The organism is Pseudomonas sessilinigenes (assembly GCF_003850565.1).
Lineage (GTDB): Bacteria > Pseudomonadota > Gammaproteobacteria > Pseudomonadales > Pseudomonadaceae > Aquipseudomonas > Aquipseudomonas sessilinigenes.
In genome coordinates this window covers 177105-199969 of sequence record NZ_CP027706.1, presented here as the reverse complement: position 1 = coordinate 199969, position 22865 = coordinate 177105, and the positions used below count along the sequence as shown (strand labels likewise).

The following is a 22865-nucleotide window of genomic DNA, read 5'->3' as shown; positions in this document are numbered from 1 at the left end:
AAATCCTCTCAAAAACTGGTATTTTTTTAGCCTAGGCAGGTTAACCATTCGAGTTATCTAGAGCACATAGTAAACCTCTCTCTCATTTTTTCACCCTATGAGTAACGTTCCTCTAGCTTATTAGCGGAACGTAGAACACTATCCCTTTGTTCAGGAAAGAAAGAAGAGTAAACGTCAGCTGCAATCTTCATCAAGAAGACATACTCAGCCACAGGCATACTTGAAGTTTCCGCTTCTCCCAGAAAAAAACTGACCTCATTGAATTCTTCAGGATCATCCCAATCTTGATCAAGAGAATAGAAATATCCCTCCGCGACAGAGAAACCAAAACCCTTCGAAGCCTCATAGATAAACGCAGGAAAATTAATTCTGCCCCTATCTACAGAAGACTTTATTACCTCATAAAGGTCTTCATAATTTAAACCCGTAGAGGCAAATGAATTTTTGAGTTCTTCAAGCCAAAACAAGCTACTCATTACTTAGTCCTAGGAGGGATAGTTATGAAAGAGTTTGTTATTTCTCCAGTTCTGCTATTACGTGTTACCTGAAAATAGTAGCCATCAATTTTAATGCTAGCCTCTCTCTCATTCGGTTTTGCTTTGAATATAGCATCAGCTTGGATTGCCGCACGACTAGACATGTCAGCCACTTTATCATCTGGTAAAACCCTTGGATCGTAAGTTGTTTTTGTGGACACAGGCTTATACCCACCTATTAATTCACGCTTAGTATTAGTTCTAGGTAACTGATAGCTATATTCAATAAGGCCAGGAAAACGGGCATCTGTGATTTTATTGGTGATTTTTGCACCTGTTAACTCGATCGATTCCAGAAACGCATCTCTGTTGTGAGCACCGGAAATCGTACCCGCTTTACTGTTTCTAACGCCGATCTGGGTGTTATGGCCGAGGACTGACTCGTTAAAATTCTTTGGAAGTGTAGGTCCTACATTCCCCCCAGATCCACTCGATCCGTCTGTAACCTTTGAAAGCTTACTGCTACCACTGGCCGCCCTGCCAAAAGCGGCAATCATGGCAAACCGGATGAGCTCCTCCTTTGAGGCGCCATTATTTAGTAGGTTCGTGACACCATTAACATCTACGGGAGCCAGGACCGAACTGATAACACCGTCCTTAAGAGATAGCTCACGAATTTTTTCGTCACTTAAACCCTGCTTTTTCCACTCGGCAATCTGCTCACTGCTTCTGACTAGAGCCAGATACGGGTTGCTGATGGTTCCAATTGGAGTCCAGTCATTTCCGTTGAGGGTATAGATATCTCCAAGAATCCCGCCCCAACCCGAACTCAATTGCCCTTCTTTCGCACCCTCCATCATGATGCGTGCATATTTTCCAAAAAGAAGATTCAACTCCTCTTGGCTTAGTCCTCCTGCCTGATACAACGCAACCAGGTTTTCTCCAGACTCTTTTTCCCGCTGCCGGTACTCATTGCGTACCGCACGCTCACAACCTCCATCTCCAGCACAGGCAGAAAACTTGTCCTGCAAGTCGTTCATACCGCCGATTTTTGCGGCCACCAGTTTTTCATGAAGCGCTACCAAGCTGGCTTCATTCAACTTGTCGACGCCGTACTTATTCGCTAATAAGTTGTTCTCCACAGCATTCTTGCCAGCCCCAGCACCTGCAATAGCACCCGCGCTATCGCCCTTGGCAATTCCCCCCGCGAGCCCAGCGGCTAACGTCGATAGCGCGGCCACTGTCTGCTTTTGTTCTTCGCTGAGGGAGCTGGTATCGCTGGTGCCGTACAACTGCTGGGTGATCAATCGAGCTGCCAGCTCTCCACCTGCCGCTCCCGCGGCGCCCGCGATTGCCGAGTTACCTTGGGCCTGGGCTACCGCGGCTCCCAGCACTGCGTGAGCCATGGCGTTGAGGGCTGTATTGTCGCCCGTGGTTTTCTTGATGAGCTGTGCCAGATACGGTGCGGAGGCACCGGCAAGTGCCGAGCCAATGTCCCCGCCTGCCAGCCCTTGCAGGGCCGCCGTTACCGCTTGCGCGACGCGCTGGTAGTCACCACCGGTACCGTACTTGCCCATGATCCGTTGGTACGCATCAGTGGCAATCAACTTCTGCTGGTAGTTATCGACCTCCTCTTTGCTGGCATTTTTTCCAGGTCGATGGATGCCTAGTTTCTCCAGCTCATCGCTCGCATCTTTGTCGGCCTTAAGCTGACCTTCGGTACGAACGATGTCCGTCACCTGAGTGCCAATCTCGCCAATCAGTTGCACCTGCCGCAGGCGCTTCTGCTCCTTCTCCTTATCGAAGATCGGACTGATGCTGCCGTTGGCATGTTCGACGTCATGGCTGAGGGTGGTTACGTCTTGCTTCTGCAGGCTGGGGTCACGGATTTCCAGAGTGCCGTTGGAGATCGCCGATGAAGTAGTGCCGCTGGCACTGCCACTGTGGTTGTAGGCGATCAACGTGCCACTGGGCATATTGCTGATAAAACCGTCCGTACCGCCGTTGCCGCTGCTGACGCTGGCGCTCTGGATCTGGCTTGTGTAATCGGCCTTGTTCTTGAGGTCACTCCAGCCCAAGGTGCCAGTACTCAGCCGGTTCTTGTCGGCTTCTGCTGTACTGGCAATAACACTGCCATCAAGTTGAGTGTGCTTGCCTACCTCAACCTGATAGCCGCCCTTACCGGCAAACAGCCCGGTTTGCTCCTGCACGCTCTGGTATTTGGAGTCGATCTTGCTCTGGCTGACACTGAGGGACCCGCTGCCCGTCATCGTGCCAATCGTAAAGCTCGCCCCTGCGCTGACATTGCTCTGTTTGGACTTGTAGTTGTCTGTGTCCTGCAAGCTTTGCAGTGTGAGGTCACGTCCTACATTGGCGGTGATCTTGTCGGCGTTGACCTGCGCGCCCTTGAGCGTGGCATCCCGGCCACTGACCAGGCTGGCGTGGTTACCGGCGTCTAGGGTGGTTTCGGTCCAGGTAGTACCGTTACCTTTCTCATTACCCGTTCCCTTGTTGCCGTTGGCGAAGATGCTCAGCCCGGCACCACTGGAGCCAAATCCGATGCTCGCCCCAACGGCGCCACCGCTGCTGCTGTTCTTGCCATCCAGCCTTTGGGTATTTGCCGCGGCATCCAGATTGATATCGCGATTGGCTACGAGTTTGAGGTCCTTGGCAGCCTGCAACTTGCTGCCATGAACATTGATGTCGCCATCGCTTCCAAGACTCTCCTTGCCGGTAGCCAGAATGCTGAGACTTCCTCCCGCATTCAGGCTGCTCCCCTGGCTCACTGTCTGTTCCTGGGTTTGCTTGGAACTGGACTTCTGCGACCCAAGGGACAGGCTGATGCCAACGAACTGCCCCACATTGTCAGCGTTCATCCCGCCATTTTGCTGCGCTGCCTGCCAGGCCTGGATACCTGTAAGGCCGGCCTTTATGCCTTGCAGGGCAGAGAGCCGACTGTCGTCTTCTTCCTTGGCTTGCTTGGTTGTCTGGTACGCCGTATCGATAGCGCTGCCAACGGTGCCGGAAAGAGCCAGGGTCAGGCCGCTGGTCTTGCTCTTGGAGGTCTGCTCGCTGCGGTTGTGATTCTCCGCCGCAAGGATGCTGACATTCTGCCCAACGAGGTTGATGTCCTTGCCGGCGACGACGTCAGATCCTTTTATGCCCAGGTCCTTGCCGGCCTGGATATCGACGTTGCCCAGCACACTGCCGATGGTACTGACCTTGGCATTCTCGCTGGAGCTGGTCGAGGTGTTCTGAAGCGAAGACGATCCCAAGGTGAAGCCGATACCGCCACTGCTCAACAGGCCGGATTTCTTCTTCGACGTCGAATGACTTTCTTCACTGGTTTGCGTAGCACTGTCGATGGCGACATTGCGCCCAGCGACCAGGCTGGTGGATTGGGTGGATACGACATTGCTGGCAGTAACGCCGATATCCTGCCCAGCGCGCACAACCACTTTATCGCCACTGACGGAGGATCCCTCCTGCGTGGTTGAACTGCTGCTGTCGATACGTGTTTTCTGAGTGCTGGAAAGCCCTGAGCTACTGGTCTTGGTCTTGCGGTAGTAGCTGTAGTCACTGTTCTGGGCCGCATCCAGGTTCACATCACCCACGGCATACAAATAAGCTTCATTCCCCGCCGTCACCCGGCTGGCAATCAATTGCAGATCTTCACCGGCCTTGAGCGTGACATTGCCGCCAGCGGCCAGGGTGGTCGACACCTGCTGAACATGATCCTCCTGGCTCGTCACCTTCTTGGTCTTGCTCGCCGAGTGCTGCTCATTGGCGGCTGAAACCAGGTTCAGGTTTTCCGTGGCCGACATCGTCACATCGCGCTTGGCCTCGATCTGGCTGGCGATGGCGGTGATGTCGCGCCCTGCGCTGATCGCAAGATCACGCCCGGACTGCAAGCTGGAGCCGTTCTGGGTCACGCTCAGGTCGTTGTAGCGTGTGCCCCGGTCGTTGCTGACCACCTGCTCCACCGCGCTGAGGTTGACGTCACGCCCCGCCTTGAGGCTGGTATCCGCACCGCTCTTGAGCACACCGCCGTTGTTGTTCAGGTCGCGTCCGGCGTTGATGACCAGGTTGTTCGCAGCCTCCACCCTGGCCGCGTTGTCGACGAAATCCCGTTGCTGGGCGTAGCTGCCGTTGCTGCTCTGGTGGCTGGTCAAGGTGCGCTCGTTGAGCACGTCGCCCCGGGTCGCGGTGAGGTTCACATCACGGCCAGCGATGATGCCTCCAGCCTTGTTCACCAGGTTGTTGCCCGCCAGCAGATCGAGGCGGTTGCCAGCCTCCACCAGGCCGCTGTTGACCAGGTTCTGTCCGGCCTGGGCCGAAAGGTTGTTGGTCGCCCGCAGGGTGCCGACGTTGTTCAGGTCTTGCCCGGCGATCAGGTTGACGTCGCTGCCAGCGATCAAGGCGCCATTGGGTGCCAGGCGATTGTTGGAGTGGGCCAGGTAGAGCACCGGCACCAGCACCTGCTCGCCATTCACTTCGGCATTTTCCAACCAGACGATGTCGTGGGTCAGGGCCGCCACCTGCTCGGAGGTCAGGCTCACTCCGACTGCCAGGTTGAGCTGCTGCTTGCTCTTGATGGCGTTGTCCATCAGGTACTTGAACAGCTTCTCGTCGGTGTCCTGGCCATTGATGAAGCGCTGGCCGGTGCGGGCGGTTACCGCTTGCTGGATCAGCTTCTGTTCGTAGAAGCCATCGCCCAGGCGCTTGGCGCTGTCGTCCGGGTTGTAGCCCAGGTTGGACAACAAGTAGTCGGAGCTCATGAACTGCTTGAGGTCGGTGAGGACCGGGTTGGTTTCGATCAGGTACTTGTGCGGATTGCTGCGCACGCTGCTGTCCGGCAGGCCCTGTACGCGCTCGACGCTGACCGGCATCTGCGACTGGCCGTTCAGGGTGGCGGGCTGGCTGATGCCTGCATCCGCCGTCGAACGCCCGGGCAGCACTGGCCCTGGTACCGTGCCGGTGGCAGGCAGGCTGCTGTCGACCACCCGGGCCTCGCCACCGACCTGGGCCAGGACCGGAGCGACCGCGTTCAGGTCGGCGGAACGGGCAGTCACCTGGGCGGTATCGGCCATGTTGATGTCCCGCACCTGGGGAGCCGCCTGGCCTTGCTGGCGCTGCGTGCTGCTCAGGCTCGCACCGCCCATGGTCCAGCTCTGTGGAGCCGTGGTGGCGGGCGTACTGCCGCTCTGGCCGCTGAGGCGAAACAGGCCGTTTTTACCCGTCGGCAGGCTGAAGCCGGGCAGGGCCAGGGGATTGACCTGCTGCTGGGCAAGGTCTGGTGGCAACTGCTGGTTGAGCGTGATACGGGTCGCGAAGGTGGTGCCGGGCGCGTCGGTGTTGGTCCGGGCGCCACTGCCAATGTAGGTATAGCCCGGGCGTACCACGCTGTTATCGATGCCGTTGCCAGCGTTGATGTTCACGGCGCCACCGGCTTGCATCACCGCCGCATAGCTCTGGTCGCCACCGGCGATTTTTACACTCTTGCCAAACTGCGGCAGCTCAGCCTCGGTCATGCCAATAAAGCCGGCCAAGGCACCTTCCAGGCCGCCCAGGTCATTGGGGTTGTAACCCGCGCTCTGGAACCAGTATTTGTTGGTGACGGCACTGGCGACGTTGTACCAGGACCCTGCGTTCTTGGTCCGTTGCGAGCGGAACACCCGGGTGGTTTCGGTCTCGCCGGTTTCGATGCCGCTGTTGGTCAGGTTGTTGACCGTGGCGACCAGGCCACCCCCGGCGGCGATGGTGCTGCTCTGGTTGAGCAGGTCGCCGCCCTTGATCGTCAGGTTGGCGCCAGCGGTAATGCTCGATGCGGCGCTAGCCTCGGTGACTTCGAACTTGTCACGCTGGACGACTTCCCAGACGTGGTTGCGCTTGCCCCCACAGTCCCCGGCGTTGACCCCCTTGATACAAGCGATTTCGCCGATGCGAGCGGTGTAGATGCCCTTGTTGTCGGTTTTCAGCACTGCCCGCACGTTCTCGATGGTACTGGCCGCCAGTGCCATCGACCCATCGCTTTGCAGCGAGCCGGAACGGTTGACGATACGGTTGGCCAGGGTGCCCTTGCCATCCCGGTCGATCGCCAGGTTGCCCAGGCTGTACACATCGGCATAGCTGTTGGTCAGGCTCTCGACCCGCAAGCCCATGTCGCCGCCACTGAATACCAGCCCATGGTCGTTGACCAGGGCACCGGTGGTCAGTACCAGGTCACCGCCCGCGCCGAGGGTTCCCTGGTTGGCGATACCGCCCGCGACCAGGTCGAGCCTGGCAGCGGAGGTCAGGCGCCCGGCATTGTTCAATTGGCCAGCCACCGACACCGAGGTGTCGCCACCGCCAGCGATACTGGCGGCACTGTTGAGGTCCAGTTGCCCGGCTGTCAGGCCCAGGGTGCCGCGGCTGCTCACGCGACCACTGCCCGAGTAGGCACCGTTCAGGTTGAGACTGAGGCTGGCATCGCTGGCGATCAGGCCATCGTTGCTCCAGTTGCCACCGCTGCCGACCAGCGCCTCGCTGGCCAGCAACTGGCCGCTGGCACTCTGGCTGAATTGCCCGACGTTGACCGTCAGGCGCCCGGCCTGGATCACGTTGCTGTTGTTCCAACTGTCGGCGTTGAGGGTCAGCCCACCGCGAGTGACGATACTGCCGCCGGCGCCGGTGACGTTGGCGGTGGCAATGTCGAAGGTGCCCCGGCCGACATGCAACAGGCTGCCGCCGCCATTGAGGAAGCTGCCCACGCCCAGGCTCAAGTCCGTGTTGGCGCTTTCCAGGGTGCCATTGCGATTGTCGAACTGCCCGCCGATCTCGAATCGGGTGCTGCCGCTGGTGCCCAGGGCGCGCAGTTGCCCGGCCTGGTTGTCGAGGCTGGCGGCCTTGATCGCCAGGGTGCTGTCGCTCTCGATGATGCCCAGGCGGTTGTTCAGCGCACCGCTGAGGTCGAGATCGATCTGCCGGCCAGCGATCTGCCCGTCCTGGTCGCCGCTGTTATCGAAGTTGCCGCCAGAGACCTTGACCAGGCCCTTGGCATAAAGACCACCGTTGCGGTTGTCGAAGTCGCCGGTGCTGATCAGCGCGTCGTCACTTTGTGCCGAAATGCGCCCACCGTAGTTGTCGATACCCGCCAGGGCCCTGAGGCTCAGGCGCTGGGCCTGGATCACGCCGCCCTGGCGTTTGTCATTCAGGTCGTAGCCGTTTTTCAGCACGCCATCCAGGTTGGCGGTCAGTGCTCCCTGGAGACTGGACAGCACACCACCGCGGTTATCCAGGGCCCCGGCGGCGAGGGTCAGGTCGCCGGCCTTGGCCACAAGGTGCCCGCCCTGGTTATCGATATCGCCCGTGGTCAGGTCCAGGGCACCCTGGCTTTGCAGGGTGCCCTTGGCATTGGCCAGGCTGGCGGCACGCAAATCGATAGCGGCATTCTGGCTGTAGATCAGGCCGTCGCCGCTGTTGTGCAAGGCGCCGTCGACATGCAGGGTCAGTTGTTCGTTGGCGGCCACCGTGCCGCGATTGCGGTTGTCCAGGCCGGCCGCGAACAGCTTCAACAGGCCCTGGCTGGCAAGCTGCCCGCCCTGGTTGTCGATCTGCCCGGCCCGCTCGATACGCAGCGGGCCACCACTGGCCAACTTGCCCTGGGTGTTGTCCAGGTTGCCCAGCAGGTCGAGGGTCACCGCGGCATTGCCCACCAAGCTCCCGTGGCTGTTGTCCAGGCGCGTGGCGTTGAGGCTCAGCGCCTGCTGGGCATTGATGGTGCCGCTGGCGTTGCCCAGGGTCATGGCGTTCAGCACCAGGGTCGCGCCGCTGTCGATCAGGCCTCCCTGGGCATTGCTCAGCAGGCCGCTGACGTTCAGGCTCTGCCCGGCACCGCTGGAGAGGATGCCGCCGTTACTGTTGTCCAGGTTGGCCGCCGCCACCGTCAGGGCTTTCTGGCTGACCAGGGCCCCGGCACCACTGTTTTGCAGGTCGCCGCTGACTTGGGCATCCAGTGCACCGCTGCGACTGGACAGGGTTCCCAGGTTGCGGTTGTCCAGGCTGCCCAGGTTGGCACTCAGGCCCTGCCAACCGGAAACCAGGCCGCCCTGGTTGTCCAGGCCTTGGGCCGTGAGGTTCAACTGCTGGTTGCTGATCAGCTTGCCGGCGCTGTTGTCCAGCTTGCGCGCCGCCAACTCCAGGCTCTGGTGGCTGGAGACTTCGCCGCGGCGGTTACTCAGGTCACGCAGGTGGGTGATGCGCAGTTGGCCGTCGGTGCTGATCAGGCCATCGTCGTTGTTCACGTCGCCGGTGGCGTTGCCCAGGTCCACGGCAATGGCGCCGCCCAGGAGCGAACCACCGCGGTTGTCCACGGCGCTGCTGTCGAGGTTCAAGCTACCGGTGGCGTTGATCAGGCCTTGCTGGCTGTTGTTCAAGGCGCCTGCCAATTGCAGGTCGAGATCGCCACGGCTGGTCAGGGTGCCGCCGCTGTTATCCAGGCTGGCGGCCCGGACATCGAGGGCCGCCGCTGCGATCAGGCCCTTGAGGTTGCCCAGGGCCTGGTCGATGCGCAGGGTCAGGGCCTGATTGCTCAGGACCTTGCCATTGCTGTTGTCGAGGTTTTGCGCGGCCAGGGTGAAGGCCTGGGCCGAGGAGATCTCACCGCCCTGGTTGTTCACCTGCCCAAGGTTCTTGAGCACCAGCAACGGTGCGTTGATCAGGCCTTTATGGTTGTTCAACGGCCCCTGGCCCAGGTCCAGGGTCAGGGCGGTGTTGCTGAACAGCTGGCCGCCCTGCTGGTCAAGACCGGTGAGGCTGGCGTCCAAGGCACCGGCGCTGGCCACGCGGCCGCCGTCCTGGTTGGTCAGGCGTCCGGTTTTCAGGGTCAGGTTGGCACCGCTGTTCAAGCGACCGTTCTGGCTGTTGTCCACAGCGGTGGTAACCACATGAGCGGCGCCTTTGGCGCTGATGTTGCCCGCGTTGCGGTTATCCAGGCCGGCACTGCCGAGCAGCAACGCGCCATCGGTGACGATCTCGCCCTGCTGGTTGAGCACGTCCCCACGCTGTTCCAGGGTCAAGGCTTGGGCACTGGAAACACTGCCCCGGCGGTTATCCAGGGCCTGGCCTTCGAGCGTCAGGTTGCCCTCGGCGCTGATCAGGCCCTGGCGATTGTCCAGATCGCCTTGCAGGCGCACCTTGAGGTCTTGCTGGGTCAGCAACAGGCCATCGGTGTTGTCCAGGTGGCTGCCATCCAGGCCCAGGCCGGCCTTGCCCGAGAGCAGACCCTTGTTGCGGTTGAGCACCTGGGCCACGACCAGGGCCAGGCGCCCCTCGCTGAGCACCTTGCCGCCATCGCCGTTGTCCAGGTGGCTGCCGCCCAGGGTCACGTCGGCCCGGCTCGACAATTCACCGCCACGGTTGTCCATGGCCGCGACCGTCAGTTGCAGCCCCTGGGTCGCACCCACCAGGCCACCCTGGCGGTTGTCCAGGGAATCGCCACGCAGCAGCAGGGTATTGCCAGCCACCAGTTGCCCGCCCTGGTTGTCCAGGCTGGCGATCCTGGCGACCACCTCGGCCTTGCCGGATACCTGCCCCTTGCGGTTATCCACGCCAGCGGCCTGCAGCTCCAGGCGTTCATCGGCGATCACGGTGCCGTCCTGGTTGAGCAGGCGAGTGTCGACCTTGAGTAATTGCGTACCGCGACTGCTGATCAGCCCGGCGCCGTTGTCCAGGCTTTGGCTGTGCAGATCCAGGGTCTTGGCCGACACCAGGCCCTTGAGGTTGCTCAGGGCCTGTTCGATGCGCAGGGTCAGGCCCTGCTGGCTGATCAGCTTGCCGCTGCCGTTGTCCAGGCTGCGAGCGGCCAGGGTGAAAGCCTGGGCGCTGGAGATCTCGCCATCCTGGTTGTCCACCTCGGCCAGGTTCTTCAGCACCAGCAGCGGTGCATTGATCAAGCCCTTGTGGTTGGTCAACCGGCCCTGGTTGAGGTCCAGGGTCAAGGCGCTCTTGCTGAAGAGCTCGCCGCCTTGTTGATCGAAACCGCTGACGCTGGCGTCCAGGGCGCCTTCACTGGCGATCCGACTGCCTTGGCCGTTGCTGAGCTGGGTGGCCTTGAGTTCGAGGCTGTCGCCGCTGACCAGCTTGCCACCCTGGGTGTTATCCAGGATGCCCGTGTCGATCCGCGTCGCACCCTTGCCGCTCAGCAGGCCCTGCTGACTGTTGTCCAGGTCCTGGCTGTGGATGAGCAACCCGGCGTCGGTGGTGATCGAGCCGTTGCGATTGACCAGTGCCGCGCTACTGGCCAGTTCCAGGGCTCCCACGCTCGACAGCTTGCCGTCGGTGTTGTCCAGGTTGCCGACCCGGGCGTTCAACAGGCCTTCGCTGCTGATCTGCCCTTGCAGGTTGTCCAGGGCGTGGTCCAGGCCAATGTCCAGCCCTTGCTGCGCCACCAGTCGGCCCCGGGTGTTATCCAGGGTTTGCCCTGTGAGGTTCGCCGTGCCCTTGGAAAACAGCAGGCCCTGGTTCTGGTTGAGCACCTGGCTCATGTGCAAGCCCAGGTCGGTCCCGGCCAGGAGCTTGCCGCTGTCGCTGTTGTCCAGGCGCGTGCCGTGCAGGGTCAGGCCCTGGCTGCTGGAAATCTCCCCTCCTCGGTTATCGACCTGCGCCACGTCCAGTTTCAGCGCTTTTGTGCCGCCTACCAGGCCACCCTCGCGGTTATCCAGGGAGGCCCCACTGAGCTCCAGGTCGCCTTCGGCCACCAACTCGCCATGCTGGTTGAGGACGCGGGTGAGCTGGGCGACCAGGGTGCTCTTGCTGGAAATCCGCCCTGTACCGTTATCCAGGCTGGCGGCCTCCAGGCGCAACGGCCCTGCGGCGCTGAGCAGCCCACCACGGTTGTCCAGGTGCGCGCCCTTGAAGCTCAGGGCCGCCAGGCTATGCAACAGCCCTTGCTGGCGGTTATCCAGTTGCTCGACGTCGAGTTGCAGCTTCTGTTGGGCCCGCAGCTTGCCGGTGCGGTTATCCAGGGCATCGGCGCGCAAGGTCAGCAAGTCCTTGCCATCGAGGCTGCCATGGCGGTTGTCCAGCCGACTGGCCTGCACCTCAAGCGCACCCTTGGCGTTGATCGTACCCTGCTGGTTGTCCAGCAGCCCCTGGAGATGGGCATTCAGACGGCCATCGCTGACCAGGCTGCCACCCTCGCGGTTGTCCAGGCTGGCGGCATTGAGGTCGAGGCTCAAGGCCGAGCCAAGCATGCCCTTGCGGTTGTCCAGGGCGCCGCTCAGGGTAATGTCCAGTGCCGCATCGCCGCTCACCTGGCCGTCGCCGTTATCCAGGCGGGTGCCCTTGATGCGAGTGGTCCCGAGGCTGGAAATCTCCCCACCCTGGTTATTCGCAGCGTCAGCCAGGCCCAGGGCCAGGTCGGCCTTGCTGGTCAGCACGCCGTCATGGTTATCCAGGCTGGCGGCCTGGGCATCCAGGCCAGTGGCAAAGATCAGGCCTTCAACGTTGACCAGCGCCTGGTCAAGACGCAGGGTCAGGGCCTGGTTGGCCAACAACTTGCCATGGCTGTTATCCAGGCTTCGAGCCATCAGGGTGAAGGCCTGGGCGCTGGAAATCTCGCCATGGCGGTTGTCCACGCTGTCGAGATTCTTCAACGCCAGCCTCGGGGCGTTGATCAGACCGCCCTGGTTGTCCAGGTGGCCGTGATTGAGGTCCAGGGTCAGTTCCGTGGTGCTGGTCAGGCGTCCGCCATTGCCCTGCTCCAGGCCCGAGACACTGGCATTCAGAGTTTGGTTGCTGGCGATGCGTCCCGCGTTGTTGTCAACCTTCGCGGCCTTGAGCTCCAGGGTTTGCAAGCTGGTGAGCTGGCCGGTGCGGTTGTTCAGCGTGCCGCTGGCGTCCAGGCGCAGGTGCTGGCCAGCGGATGCCAGGCCCGCCACGTTGTCCAGGCTGGTCACTTGCAGGGTCAGGTTGCCGGGGGTGGACAGCTCGCCGCCACTGTTGTCCACCCGCCCCACCTGGGCGTTGAGATTGGCGCCGCTGTTGACCAGGCCACCCTGGGTATTGAGCAGCTGGCCGGCAGTCAGGTCGGTGTTACCGGCACTGAGCACCCGGCCCTGGTGGCGGTTGTCCAGGGTCCCGGCATTGACCGTGACCTGGCGCTGCCCGCTGAGGGTGCCGCCCTGGTTGTCCAGGGTTTGCGTGGTGGTCACGCTCACATCACGGCTGGCCACCAGGCTCTTGCCGGCGTTGTTCAGGCTCTGCGCACTCAGGCTCAAATCGCCCTGGGCATTGCGGCTGTTGTCGGCATTGACCCCGGCCTCGATGATGCCCTGGTTGTTCAAGGCGCCGCCGCTGGTGAGCGTGATGCGGTCCCGGGCCACCAGGTTGTTGCGGTTGTGCAGGTCGCCCTGGGTTTCAACCTTCAGTTCGGTCCCGGCATACACCGCGCCCTGGGTCTCCAGGCCCTGGGCCTTGATCGCCACTGCGCCCTTGTCGGCCGTCACTTGGGCCATGCGCAACTGGCCGTTGGCGTCGAGCTGGATATCGCCACCGCTGGCGATCAGCTTGCCGTCGAGCTTCACCCCCACGCCGGCTTCGGTGCCCACCAGCTTGATCGCCCCGGCGTACATGCCGCCCAGGGCCGAGGAGTCGATGGCCAGTTGCGGTGCATCCGCCGGGTTGGCGGCCCGGGCGGTGGCCTTGAGGGTCTGGGCGTCGACGTCGTTGGCGCCCGTGACCAGCGCCAGGTGCCGGGCCTGGATCTGGGCGTTGACCTTGGCGCTGCGGGTGATGATCTCGAACTGGTCGATATTGCTCGCGTTGAGCCCTGCACCTTCGATGGCCACGCTGCCCTGGTCCACCTGGTAGCGCTGCAGCTGGCCATTCTCGATCACCGGCTTGCCGGTGGTCAGGGTGGTTTTCGGGGTGTTGATGAACCCGCAGCCATTGCAGGTGACGCCGTAGGGGTTGGCGACGATCACATGGGCCGATTGCCCCGCCACTTCGGTGTAGCCCTTGAGTTGGCTCGGACTGCCGCCGTTGACCTCGTTGAGGATCACATTGGCCGCGCGGCCACCCAGGTTGGGGTTGCCGAGGATGATCCCGCCCAGTTGCGTGGACTGGGTACGGTCGGTGGCGTTGTTGAGGATCACGCCCTGCTGGCCGACGTTGTAGTCGCTGAACTTGTTGTGGGACAACCCACCGCCATTGGGCGCGGCAATGTTGACGACAGGCACGCCATTGCCCGCCTGGCCGAGCGTGGTGCCGCTGCCGTTGACTACGATGCCGTCGGCCATCACCACCAGCGGCTGCCAGAACATCACGTTGGCCAGGATGAACGCCAGGCCACGCTTGGACAGGCCCCAGAACGAATCACGCGATTGCAGGGCGGCGGAGGGCTGGCGGGCCAGGAAGGCAAACTGACGAACGTCCATGTCGGGTATCTCGGGTAAAGAGCGAAATTAGAGAAAAAGATCCAGGCGGAAATAGATCGGGGCTTCGCGGTCACTCAGGGCATCTGGCCGCTCGAGGGAATGGGCGAAGGTCACGCTGGCGGCGAGGTGCTGGCCACGGGCGAACAACTCGATGGAGTCGCTGGACACCCGCCCGTGCTGCTCGGCGTTGTAGCGGTCGTGGCGAATGGCACCCACGTCATACCCCAGCCCCGTGCCGTACTCGGCGAACACCGGGCGCAGCCAGTCCCAGGTCACCGGGCGGCTCCAGCGCAGGTCGTTGCGCCAGTAGTAGCCGCTGTCGCCGTTGAGGCTCTGGTCCTTGTAGCCGCGGATTGAGGACTGGCTGCCCAGGCTCATGCGCTGGGAGCTGAACAGGATGTCTTCGCTGCGCTGGCTGGTGACCAGGCTGCTGAACACCAGGGACTCGTCCCACAGCTTGAACGGCTGCAGGTAGCTGGCGGTGGCGGTGTACTTGCGGTAGCGGGCGTTGGCCTGGCGGTTGCCGTACTGGTCGCGCTCGGACTGGCGCTGGGCATCGAACAGGCCGACCCCCTCTTGCAGGCCCAGGTCGAGGTTGACGAAGGCCCCGCCAATGCGCCGGCCATGGTTGATGCCCCACTGCATTTCGCTCAAGCGGTTGCTGCTGGTGCTCAGCTTGCTGTCTTCGATGTAGTTGTTGGTGCGCAGGTGGGTCAGGCCGGCGTTGAGCGAAGTCTTGCTCACCGAGTCGCGATGGATCACCCGCTCCACGCGCAACTGGTGGTTCTGGCTGTCGCCGGTCTGCTTGAAGTTGAAGCCCTGGCCTTGGGCCAGGGAACGGTACTCGCTCTGGCTGTAGCTGTAGTTCAGGTTCCACCAGCCCAGCGGCAGGTTGTAGTAGAGCATCGCATTGCGCGAGGTCTTCTGGTGATCGCTGATTGCGTCATGGCCGCCGCGCAGCACCAGCTGGTCAGCCAGGCCCAGGGGGCTGTCCCATTCCAAGGAGCTGCCCCATTGCTGCTCGCCGGTGCTCTTCTGCCCGTCGTTGCTGCGGGACAGACCGACCCGCCAGGGCTTTTGCGGGGTGTTCTTGACCAGCACCTCGCTGCCACCCACCGCCTGGCCGGGGGCCAGTTCCATCTGTGCCTGGTTCGACGGCAGGCGGTTGAGCTGGTCGACCATCTGCTCGATCTGCCGCAGGTTGAGCAGTTGCCCGACACTCCCGGGAAACGCCATGTCCAGCTCGCGCGCCGTGAGCTTGCTGCCTTCGGCCGCCTTCAGGCCTTCAAGGCGGCCCTCCACCACCAGCACCTGCAGGTGCCCGCGGGACAGGTCCTGCTGCGGCAGGTAGGCACGACTGGTGACCAGGCCTTTGGCGATGTAGTGGTCGGTAATGACCTTGAGCAACTCGTTGAGCTGGGCCACGCCCAGGCACTGGCCGATATAGGGTTTGAGCAGGCGCTCGCGCTCGGCGGCGGACAGGGCGTCGGCACCCTTGAGCTCGATGTGTTCGATGGGGAAGCAGCGGCTGTCGGTCGGGGCCGTCGGCGCCACCGGCAGCGCGCTCTTGCCAGGCAGGTCCTTGAGGTCTTCGAGGCGCCGTTGCTGCTCTTCCAGCAGGCGGTTCTGGCGCTCGCGAATCAGGTCCTGGTCACCAGGATTGTTCAGCGAGGCAGCAGAAGCACTGTTCAGTGAGCCGGCCAAAAACACCAGGCAGGACAACACACAACACAACCTCATCCCGAGGGTAGGAAAATACATGTTCGATCCTTCGAAACAGCAGCAAGAGTCAACAAAGCGGGCGATGCTAATTTGCCACCAGCCAGGCGTCAATTAACTATCGACAACTTAGACTGAACACTTTCTTGTCTATAAGAATGATCCATGGCGAATGATCGAATATTCAAAACAATCACCATGACTATGAAAAAATCATATATATCAAAGTGTTATCCGCCATTCGCGCCAGACCCCGCAAAACACCGGAAAACCCCTTGTTCCAGGGGATTTTCCCGCAAAAAAAGCGGTGCATTAACAACCGCATTTCGGTCTCAGGCACAGGCACTGCCAGGTTGTTTGAAACGCTGGCGTACACGTTACCGAACAGCGCTGCAGAGCATATCCGGGCAAATAGTCAGCAGTCATCCATGGCGTCAATAATTTACGGAATTTCGGAAACTTCCTAAAAATCAAACTAACTAGTTGATATAAAAAGAAATTATAAATTTCTCACTGCACACTTCATATTGCCGACGAACGGTAATAAAAAACCCGGGCCTCAAAGCCCGGGTTACTCATTTCAAACCAGCCATGCGGGTGCATGGGGTCATGGGGTCATGGTCATCGCACTAGGCCTTGTCCTCATCCCCCTCCGAGCGCAGGTGGATCACCCGTGGTGGCGGTTCGGCTACCAGGGGCGGATGGGGCTGGTCCTCGGGCTGGATGCGGTAGAACTGGGTGGTGACATGGCTGATGCCACCCTCCGCGTCGTTGTGCACGACCAGGCTGCCGGGTTGGCGCATCTGGGCGAAGGTGGCATCGCTGAGCTTGAAGGTCTCGCTCAGGCGCTTGTCGTCCACCGCCGGGGCCGGCAGACGCGGTGGGTAGTTGCGACTGCGCCGCTGGCGATAGCGGGCCCAGGAGATCAGCAGCACCGCGTTGATCACTGCTACCAACCCATAGAACTGCAGGGTGGTCAGGGCATCGAGCACACCGGCCTCGAACCTTGGCCCTTCATGGCTGGCAAGCAACGGCCAAAGCCCACGGATCAGCAAATAAAGGAGCGCGGCCCAGGCCAACAGGGTGAAGAAGACATCGACTATCACCAGGAAGGGGCGCTGGCGGGTGCGGATGATTTTCATCAGCGCGCCTCCTCTTTGTCATCGATGGGCTTGATCCCTCGGTCCGGGCTGATCCAACGCGCGCGCTTGCGGTGTTCGCTGAACAACACCTTGGGAAAGCTCACCAGGGTGGTGAACAGGCTGATGAACCAGAACGCCAGGGGGTACCAGACCACCCAGAACATGGTTTTCCACAGGTCCTTCTCGTAGCGGCGGTCGATCAGGATGCTCACCGCGAACTGGGCCAGGCAAACCATCGCCAGCACCAGGCCGGTGAAGGCCGGCGGCACGATGGTGTGCACCGCGATGGCCTCGGGCATGACGATGAACTTGCCCAGGGCCCAGAAGATCACCGACAGCAGGAAGGTGAAGGCCCAACCGGTGGACAGGCAATAGTCGAACAACAGGGTCCACAGGTAGCGATGCCGCCATTCCCAGATGCCACGGATGTTCTTGAACAACACCTCGGCACCACCCTGGGCCCAGCGCAACCGCTGCTTCCACAGGCCGCGCAGGGTTTCGGGCATCAGGATCCAGCACAAGGCGCGGGGCTCGAAGAACACGTACCAATGGTCCAGTTGCAGCTTCCAGCTGACGTCGATGTCCTCGGTGATCATGTCCGGGCTCCAGTAGCCCACCCGATGCAGGGCCGTGCGGCGGAAGGCGACGATCACCCCGGAGACCGTGAAGACTTTGCCGAACACCCGCTGGGTGCGCTTGATCAGGCCAATGATCGAGGAGAACTCGCCCACCTGCACCCGGCCCACCAGGGTCGAGCGGGTACGAATGCGCGGGTTGCCGGTCACCGCGCCCAGGCGTGGGTTATCCAGCATTGGCGCCACCAGGTAGGCCGCCGTGTTGGGCGCCAGCAACGCATCACCGTCGATGCACACCAGGTACTCGCTATGGGCTGCCACCGCGCCCATGCGCAGGGCCACCGCCTTGCCCTGGTTCTGCGCCAGGTGCAGCACCCGCAGGCGGGGGTCGAGGACGGCCAACTGGTCGAGGATCGGCCCGGTGTTGTCCTTGGAGCCATCGTTGATGGCGATCACTTCGATGTTCGGATAGTGCTGGGCCAGGGCCGCCTGGATGGTATCAGCGACGTTATCCCCCTCGTTGTAGCAAGGGATGAGGATGCTGATCAGCGGCTCGCCGGCCAGCGGAGGCGGCAGGGTATCGTCGTCCCACGGCCAGTGGCGCTCCCAGTGCAGCCAGAAATACAGGCCTCCGGCGATCCACAACGCCGACATGAACAATGGGTAGTAGAAGACGAAATCCATGAGGAATTCGCCAGTCACCACGAAGATCAGGCCCAGGGGTACCCCCATGACCAGCGCCAGGACCACCACAGCGAAGATACGATCCATCATGATTCATGGACTCCATTTGTTGGAGAGCGCGGGCCGCAAGGTCTTCAGGTCCGGTGAGTTCTCGAGGAAGTTGTCCGGGTAGTAACCGAAGTTGATGGCACCCTGGCGCTTGAGCCGGCCCATCCAGTCGGCCATCTGCGTGGCGGGCAAATCGCTGGCAGGCTTCTGGGTCCAGTCCCGGGCCTGGAGTTCGAAGACCGTGCGCTGCAAGGCACCGGGGCGGGTGCGCACCTGATCCACCAGGGCTTCCAGCCAGGGCCCGGAGTGCCGTGGGCTTTGCCCTTCCATCAACGGCATGGCCATGGGCGCGGTCCAGTCATAGCTGACGAGGAAATCGTCGAGGTTCTGGGCGAACCAGGTTTCGCTCTGGGGATTGATGATCGGCTCGGCGAACAGGTTGCGCGCGGTCTGCACCTGGGGCCCGCGGATCGCCCGGACCTTGGCCGCCAGTTCATGGGTGAAGTCGATCAGGTAACGGCTCTTGAAGCGGGTCCAGCGTTGCAACGCGGCGGGGTCGTCGCGCAGCCCGGCGATGGAACCCGGCAGCCCCTGGGCGGCATAGGCACGCAGAGCCTCGGGGCTGGCATCCTCGAAATCCGAGAGCACGGCGTCGTCATGGAACAGGATGCCGTCCACCGAGGTCATGCGCGCCACATCCTCGTACAGGTCGCCGATCAGGCGGCGTACCTGCGGGTCGAAAGGCGACAGGCGCCGGTATTGCTTCGGATCGACCGCCACCTGGCCGGTCTGCGGATCCCAGCGCGTGACCCGGGGCAGCCTGGCGTCCAGGTCGAAACTGAGCACCGGCATCCAGGCATAGACCTTGACGTGGGAGCGGGTGCGCAATTGCCAGGCGACCCGGTCGAACAGGTCGGCACGCATCGGCAGGTGGCGATTGGGGAAGTACAGCGACTGCACCAGCCCGTCGCCCTTGGGATCGGCGAAGGCCTGGAGGAACACGGTATTGGCCCCCAGGTCGGCCATGCGCTGCACCAGCTTGCCGAGGTTGATCTCCTGCTGCTTGGGGTCCGGGTCGTAGACGTTGTCCAGGTCCACGTGCACCACGCGCATGGGCGCCATGGTCTCGGTGCCGACGATGCTGTTGGAGAAGTGGATGCCGTCAGGGTCCGAGACCACCAGGAAACGCGGGCTGCTCATCAGGTTGTCGAGACTGTCCAGGCCATCGTCCAGGGTCAGCGCCAGCTTGAAGCCCTGGCTGTCGACCACTTGCAGGGTCGAGCCATCGGCCGTGCCATAGGGCCAGACCCAGACCCGCGGACGATAGCCGGTGGCCGCCAGGATCTTGTCCGAGATGGTGCTCACATCCTTGCGCATCCGCGCCTGGAACTGCGCCTCGCTTTCATAGCGTCCGGTGCGCGGGTCGTAGCGTCGGGTCGCGGCAGCGGGCTGCATGTTGCCCTGGGGGTTACCGAGGATGCCCAGGTGGCTGCTGTCGGTGTGGGCGGCGATCTCCACCAGGCCGGAACGGGAGATCTCGCGGATCTGCGCCCAGGTCAAGAATTGCGAGCGCGGCCGCAGGTCGCCGGCGAAGTTCACCGGCTGGTCGGCCGGGGTGTCGATCCAGGTGCCCACCGGGGCCAGGAGGGCCGGCCAGCGATAACTGCGCAGCACCGGCATGACCCGGGTATAGAAGCTCGAGTAGCCGTCGTCGAAACTCAGCAGGATGGCCTTGGCCGGCAAGTCCGGACCGCCCCGGCGTGCCGCCAGGATCTGGTCTACGGTGACCGGCTTGTAGCCGTTCTCCCGCAACCAGGCCAGTTGCTGGAGCATACGGTCGGTGCGCACCGCCACCACGCGCTGGTCCGGGTTGCGATCCTCGATATCGTGGTAGGCGATGCCCAGCACATGGTTTTTCGGCCAGGGCGCTTCGTTGTTCGGCAACGGTCGTTGCGCCGGGGTGACGAAGTCCGCGGCAGGCTGGGAACAAGCACTGAGCAGCAGCGCGCCCAGCAAGAGGATGCAACGCTCGATCAGGCTCATCGTCACCGTCCTCTAGAAGCGATAGGTAAGGTCCACGGCCAGGCGCAAGTCGGTTTCCCGCTCGCCGTCGTAGGGTCGGTTGATCACGCTCAGCACCGCGCCGATATCGAACACGTCGTTCCAGCTATAGCGCTGGCCGTAGCTGACCAGGCCGACACCGCCGGTGGAATAGTCGCGCTGGCTGTAGGTACCGACGCCGAACTGGAACTGCTGGCTCCAGGAGGTTTCGTAGCGGTGGTAGAGCACATGGTTGACGTTCACCGTCGGCAAGACGCTGAAGTCGGACTTGGGATTGAAGTACGGCGCGTCGTCCCGGGTGTTGTGGCTGGTACCGACCTCCAGGCCCAGGTCGACCTGGACTTCGGGAGAGCGGTACACCCCTTCGCGGCCGGTGAGCAGGGCTTCGAAACGGTTGTTGCCATCACTGAAGTGCGAGGGGCTCAGGGACAGTTTCCACTCCCGGCTTTCGTTGGCGCGCCAGCGCAGGAAGGCGCTGCCGCCGTTGGCGCTGATGTCGTTCTTGAGCGCCCGCAGCGGGGTCGCGGCGGTGAGGTAGTCAAGGCTGCCGCCGTACTGCCAGTGATCGTCGATGTCCCGGGCCAGGGCTATGCGGGCGCCGGTCTTGTTGCCGTAGCCATAGGAGTGGTTGGAGACCTCGGCCTCCAGGGTCATGTCGCGGGTGCGCCGTTCCACACCCAGCAGCTGCCAGCGGTGGTTGCCCTTGCCCTCCTGGAAGTCACCCATGGCGTAGCCGACGCCAGCGAACACGCGCCAGTCTTCATCGATGGGCGGGCTGTAGAGCCGACTCTCAATGCCGAAATCGCGGCTCCCGGAGACGGCCCCGGCGCCATTGCTGCCGCCGCCGTTGCTCTTGCCGCCATAGGTCGAGACCCGCAGCTCGGCCATATCGTGCACTTCACGCTCCCGGGCCAGACGTTGCACCGAGCGGTTCTCCGGATAGCGCTCGACCACATCGTCGGTCAGCGCATCCAGTTGCCGCCATTCCTGCAGATCCTTGGCGGTGTGCCCTTGGGCGACTTCCAGGGCGACATCGCGCGGCGCCACGCTCTCGACTTCCTTGAGCAGGTTTTCCGAGCGCCGCGGCCACTCCCGGGCCAGGTACAGGTTGGCCTGGGCCAGGCGCACGCTGACATCACCCGGGGCCTTGGTGGCCAGGTCGTCCAGGCGCTGCTCGCTGTCAGGCAGGTTATTGCCGTAGGTACCGGCCTGGGCGGCCAGCAGTTGCGCGTCCATCCAGTCGTCGTTGGGATCGCCCACCGTCTGCCCCACCAGCTGGATGCGCTGGGGCTCGCTGTTGGCCAGGTCGTTGGCCACCTTCAGCGCCGCCTCGGGCTGTTCGCTTTCCAGCAGCGAGTAGTACAGGCCGGTGGTGTCTTCGACGCGATTGCCTCGGTCGGCATCCGGGGCGCTCAGTACCTTGCGATACAGGTCGGCGGAAACCTCCGGCTGGCGCTGGTCGAGGTAGGCCGAGGCGACCCAGCGCAGGGCGTAGGTGGGAATGGCCACGCCGGCGGCGGTCAGTTGCTCGTACTCGCTGATCACCTCGGCGGTCCGCGCCCGGGACTTGAGCGCCCCCAGGCGGTCGATGCGCCAGCGGGTCACGTCGTCCTGGGCCTTGGGATCGTTGCCCCAGGCGGCGAACAGTGCGTCGTAGTCGGCCAGGGCGCGATCGGCCACCACGAAGCGCTCCTTCTCGCTGCGGCTGGCCAGCTCCGACAGGCGCACCCGCTCGGCAGCCAGGTCGGCCTCCATGCGCCGCTGGATGACCGGGTCGATCAACCCCGGATGCTGGTGCGCCAGGCGCACGGCCGGCTCCGGCAGGCGGGCGCGTTGCAGGGCATAGATGTACTCGCGCAGTACGTCGGGCCGCTCGCCGGCACGGACGAAGGCCTGGTCGTACTCCACCAGGGCATCCTGGGGTTGGTTGGCCCGGGTCAGGGCGTAGCCCAGGGCCAGGCGCCGGTTCGGATCCTCCGGCTTGGCGGCCACCAGCGCCCGGGCCCGGGCCACGGCTTCGGCGGGCTGGCCGGCGTCGGCCTGGGTCAGGGCCAGGCCCAGTTGCAGGTCGGCGTTCTTGGGATCGCGCTCCAGCGCCTGGCGATAGAGCCGGGTGGCGTTGTCCCACTGCTTGAGGTTGCGATAGGCCCGGGCGGTGGCGGTCAGTGCCTGCACTGGCAGCACGCGATTGCGCCCCTGGGTCTCGTAGACATTCACCACTTCACTATCCAGCCCGGCCCAGCTGGCGATCTGCAAATGGTCACTGACCAGCCCGTTGGTCAACTGGTTGGCCGGTACCTGGCGCAAGTGGCTCAGGGCCGGGGCATAACTGCCCGACCGGGCCTGGATGATCAACTGGTCATAGGCGGCGTCGGCGAATGCCAGCCCGGGCAACAGCAGCTGGCTGCACAGTGCCAGACGAAACAACGGGCGCAGGCCAAAGCGGCGAGCAGGATGAACAGTGCATTGCATTTCGTCAGCACCTTTACATGGCTGGCCGGAGTGCCGCGTCCACGCCTGTACACCCCCCGGCGACCGGGACCAAGCGACCCGGCGAAACTTTCCGGGAGAAGTCTTCCACGTAGGTTAGTTCAGAAATTGCAACGCAATAATTATTCAGAATCAGATTGGCAGAGCGTCCCCAAAGCCCCGTGCACCGGGGCCTTGGACAGCACGACGCCCGGGCTGTGGCATCCACGGCACCGGGCGTCGAGGGTGGTGCAGCCGATCACCAGTGGCGATCGG

Annotated in this window: 7 protein-coding genes; all 7 read right to left on the bottom strand. The window is 62.6% G+C overall.

The window, feature by feature from the left end; translation table 11 throughout:
• Positions 1-95: 95 nt before the first annotated feature.
• Positions 96-476, bottom strand: coding sequence for a hypothetical protein (locus C4K39_RS00840; protein ID WP_124345442.1), 381 nt, complete (start codon positions 474-476; stop codon positions 96-98).
• Entirely contained in the window at positions 476-13891 is a 13416-nt protein-coding gene (locus C4K39_RS00835) for a hemagglutinin repeat-containing protein (protein ID WP_124345441.1), read from the bottom strand. Before C4K39_RS00835 ends, C4K39_RS00840 begins: the two co-directional genes overlap by 1 nt.
• 27 nt (positions 13892-13918) lie before the next feature.
• A complete protein-coding gene (locus C4K39_RS00830; protein WP_068576653.1) occupies positions 13919-15652 on the bottom strand; it encodes a ShlB/FhaC/HecB family hemolysin secretion/activation protein in 1734 nt (577 codons plus the stop codon).
• A 587-nt stretch (positions 15653-16239) separates the two neighbouring features.
• Positions 16240-16752, bottom strand: coding sequence for a poly-beta-1,6-N-acetyl-D-glucosamine biosynthesis protein PgaD (gene pgaD, locus C4K39_RS00825; protein WP_068576655.1), 513 nt, complete (start codon positions 16750-16752; stop codon positions 16240-16242).
• The gene (gene pgaC / locus C4K39_RS00820) at positions 16752-18101 is read right to left on the bottom strand and encodes a poly-beta-1,6-N-acetyl-D-glucosamine synthase (RefSeq protein WP_124345440.1); all 1350 of its coding nucleotides are present in this window, start codon (positions 18099-18101) and stop codon (positions 16752-16754) included. Before pgaC ends, pgaD begins: the two co-directional genes overlap by 1 nt.
• A gap of 3 nt (positions 18102-18104) precedes the next feature.
• On the bottom strand, positions 18105-20102 hold the full coding sequence (pgaB, locus tag C4K39_RS00815; RefSeq protein WP_068576230.1) for a poly-beta-1,6-N-acetyl-D-glucosamine N-deacetylase PgaB: 1998 nt from the start codon (positions 20100-20102) through the stop codon (positions 18105-18107).
• A gap of 12 nt (positions 20103-20114) precedes the next feature.
• Positions 20115-22592, bottom strand: coding sequence for a poly-beta-1,6 N-acetyl-D-glucosamine export porin PgaA (gene pgaA, locus C4K39_RS00810; protein WP_124345439.1), 2478 nt, complete (start codon positions 22590-22592; stop codon positions 20115-20117).
• Between the last annotated feature and the right edge of the window lie 273 nt (positions 22593-22865).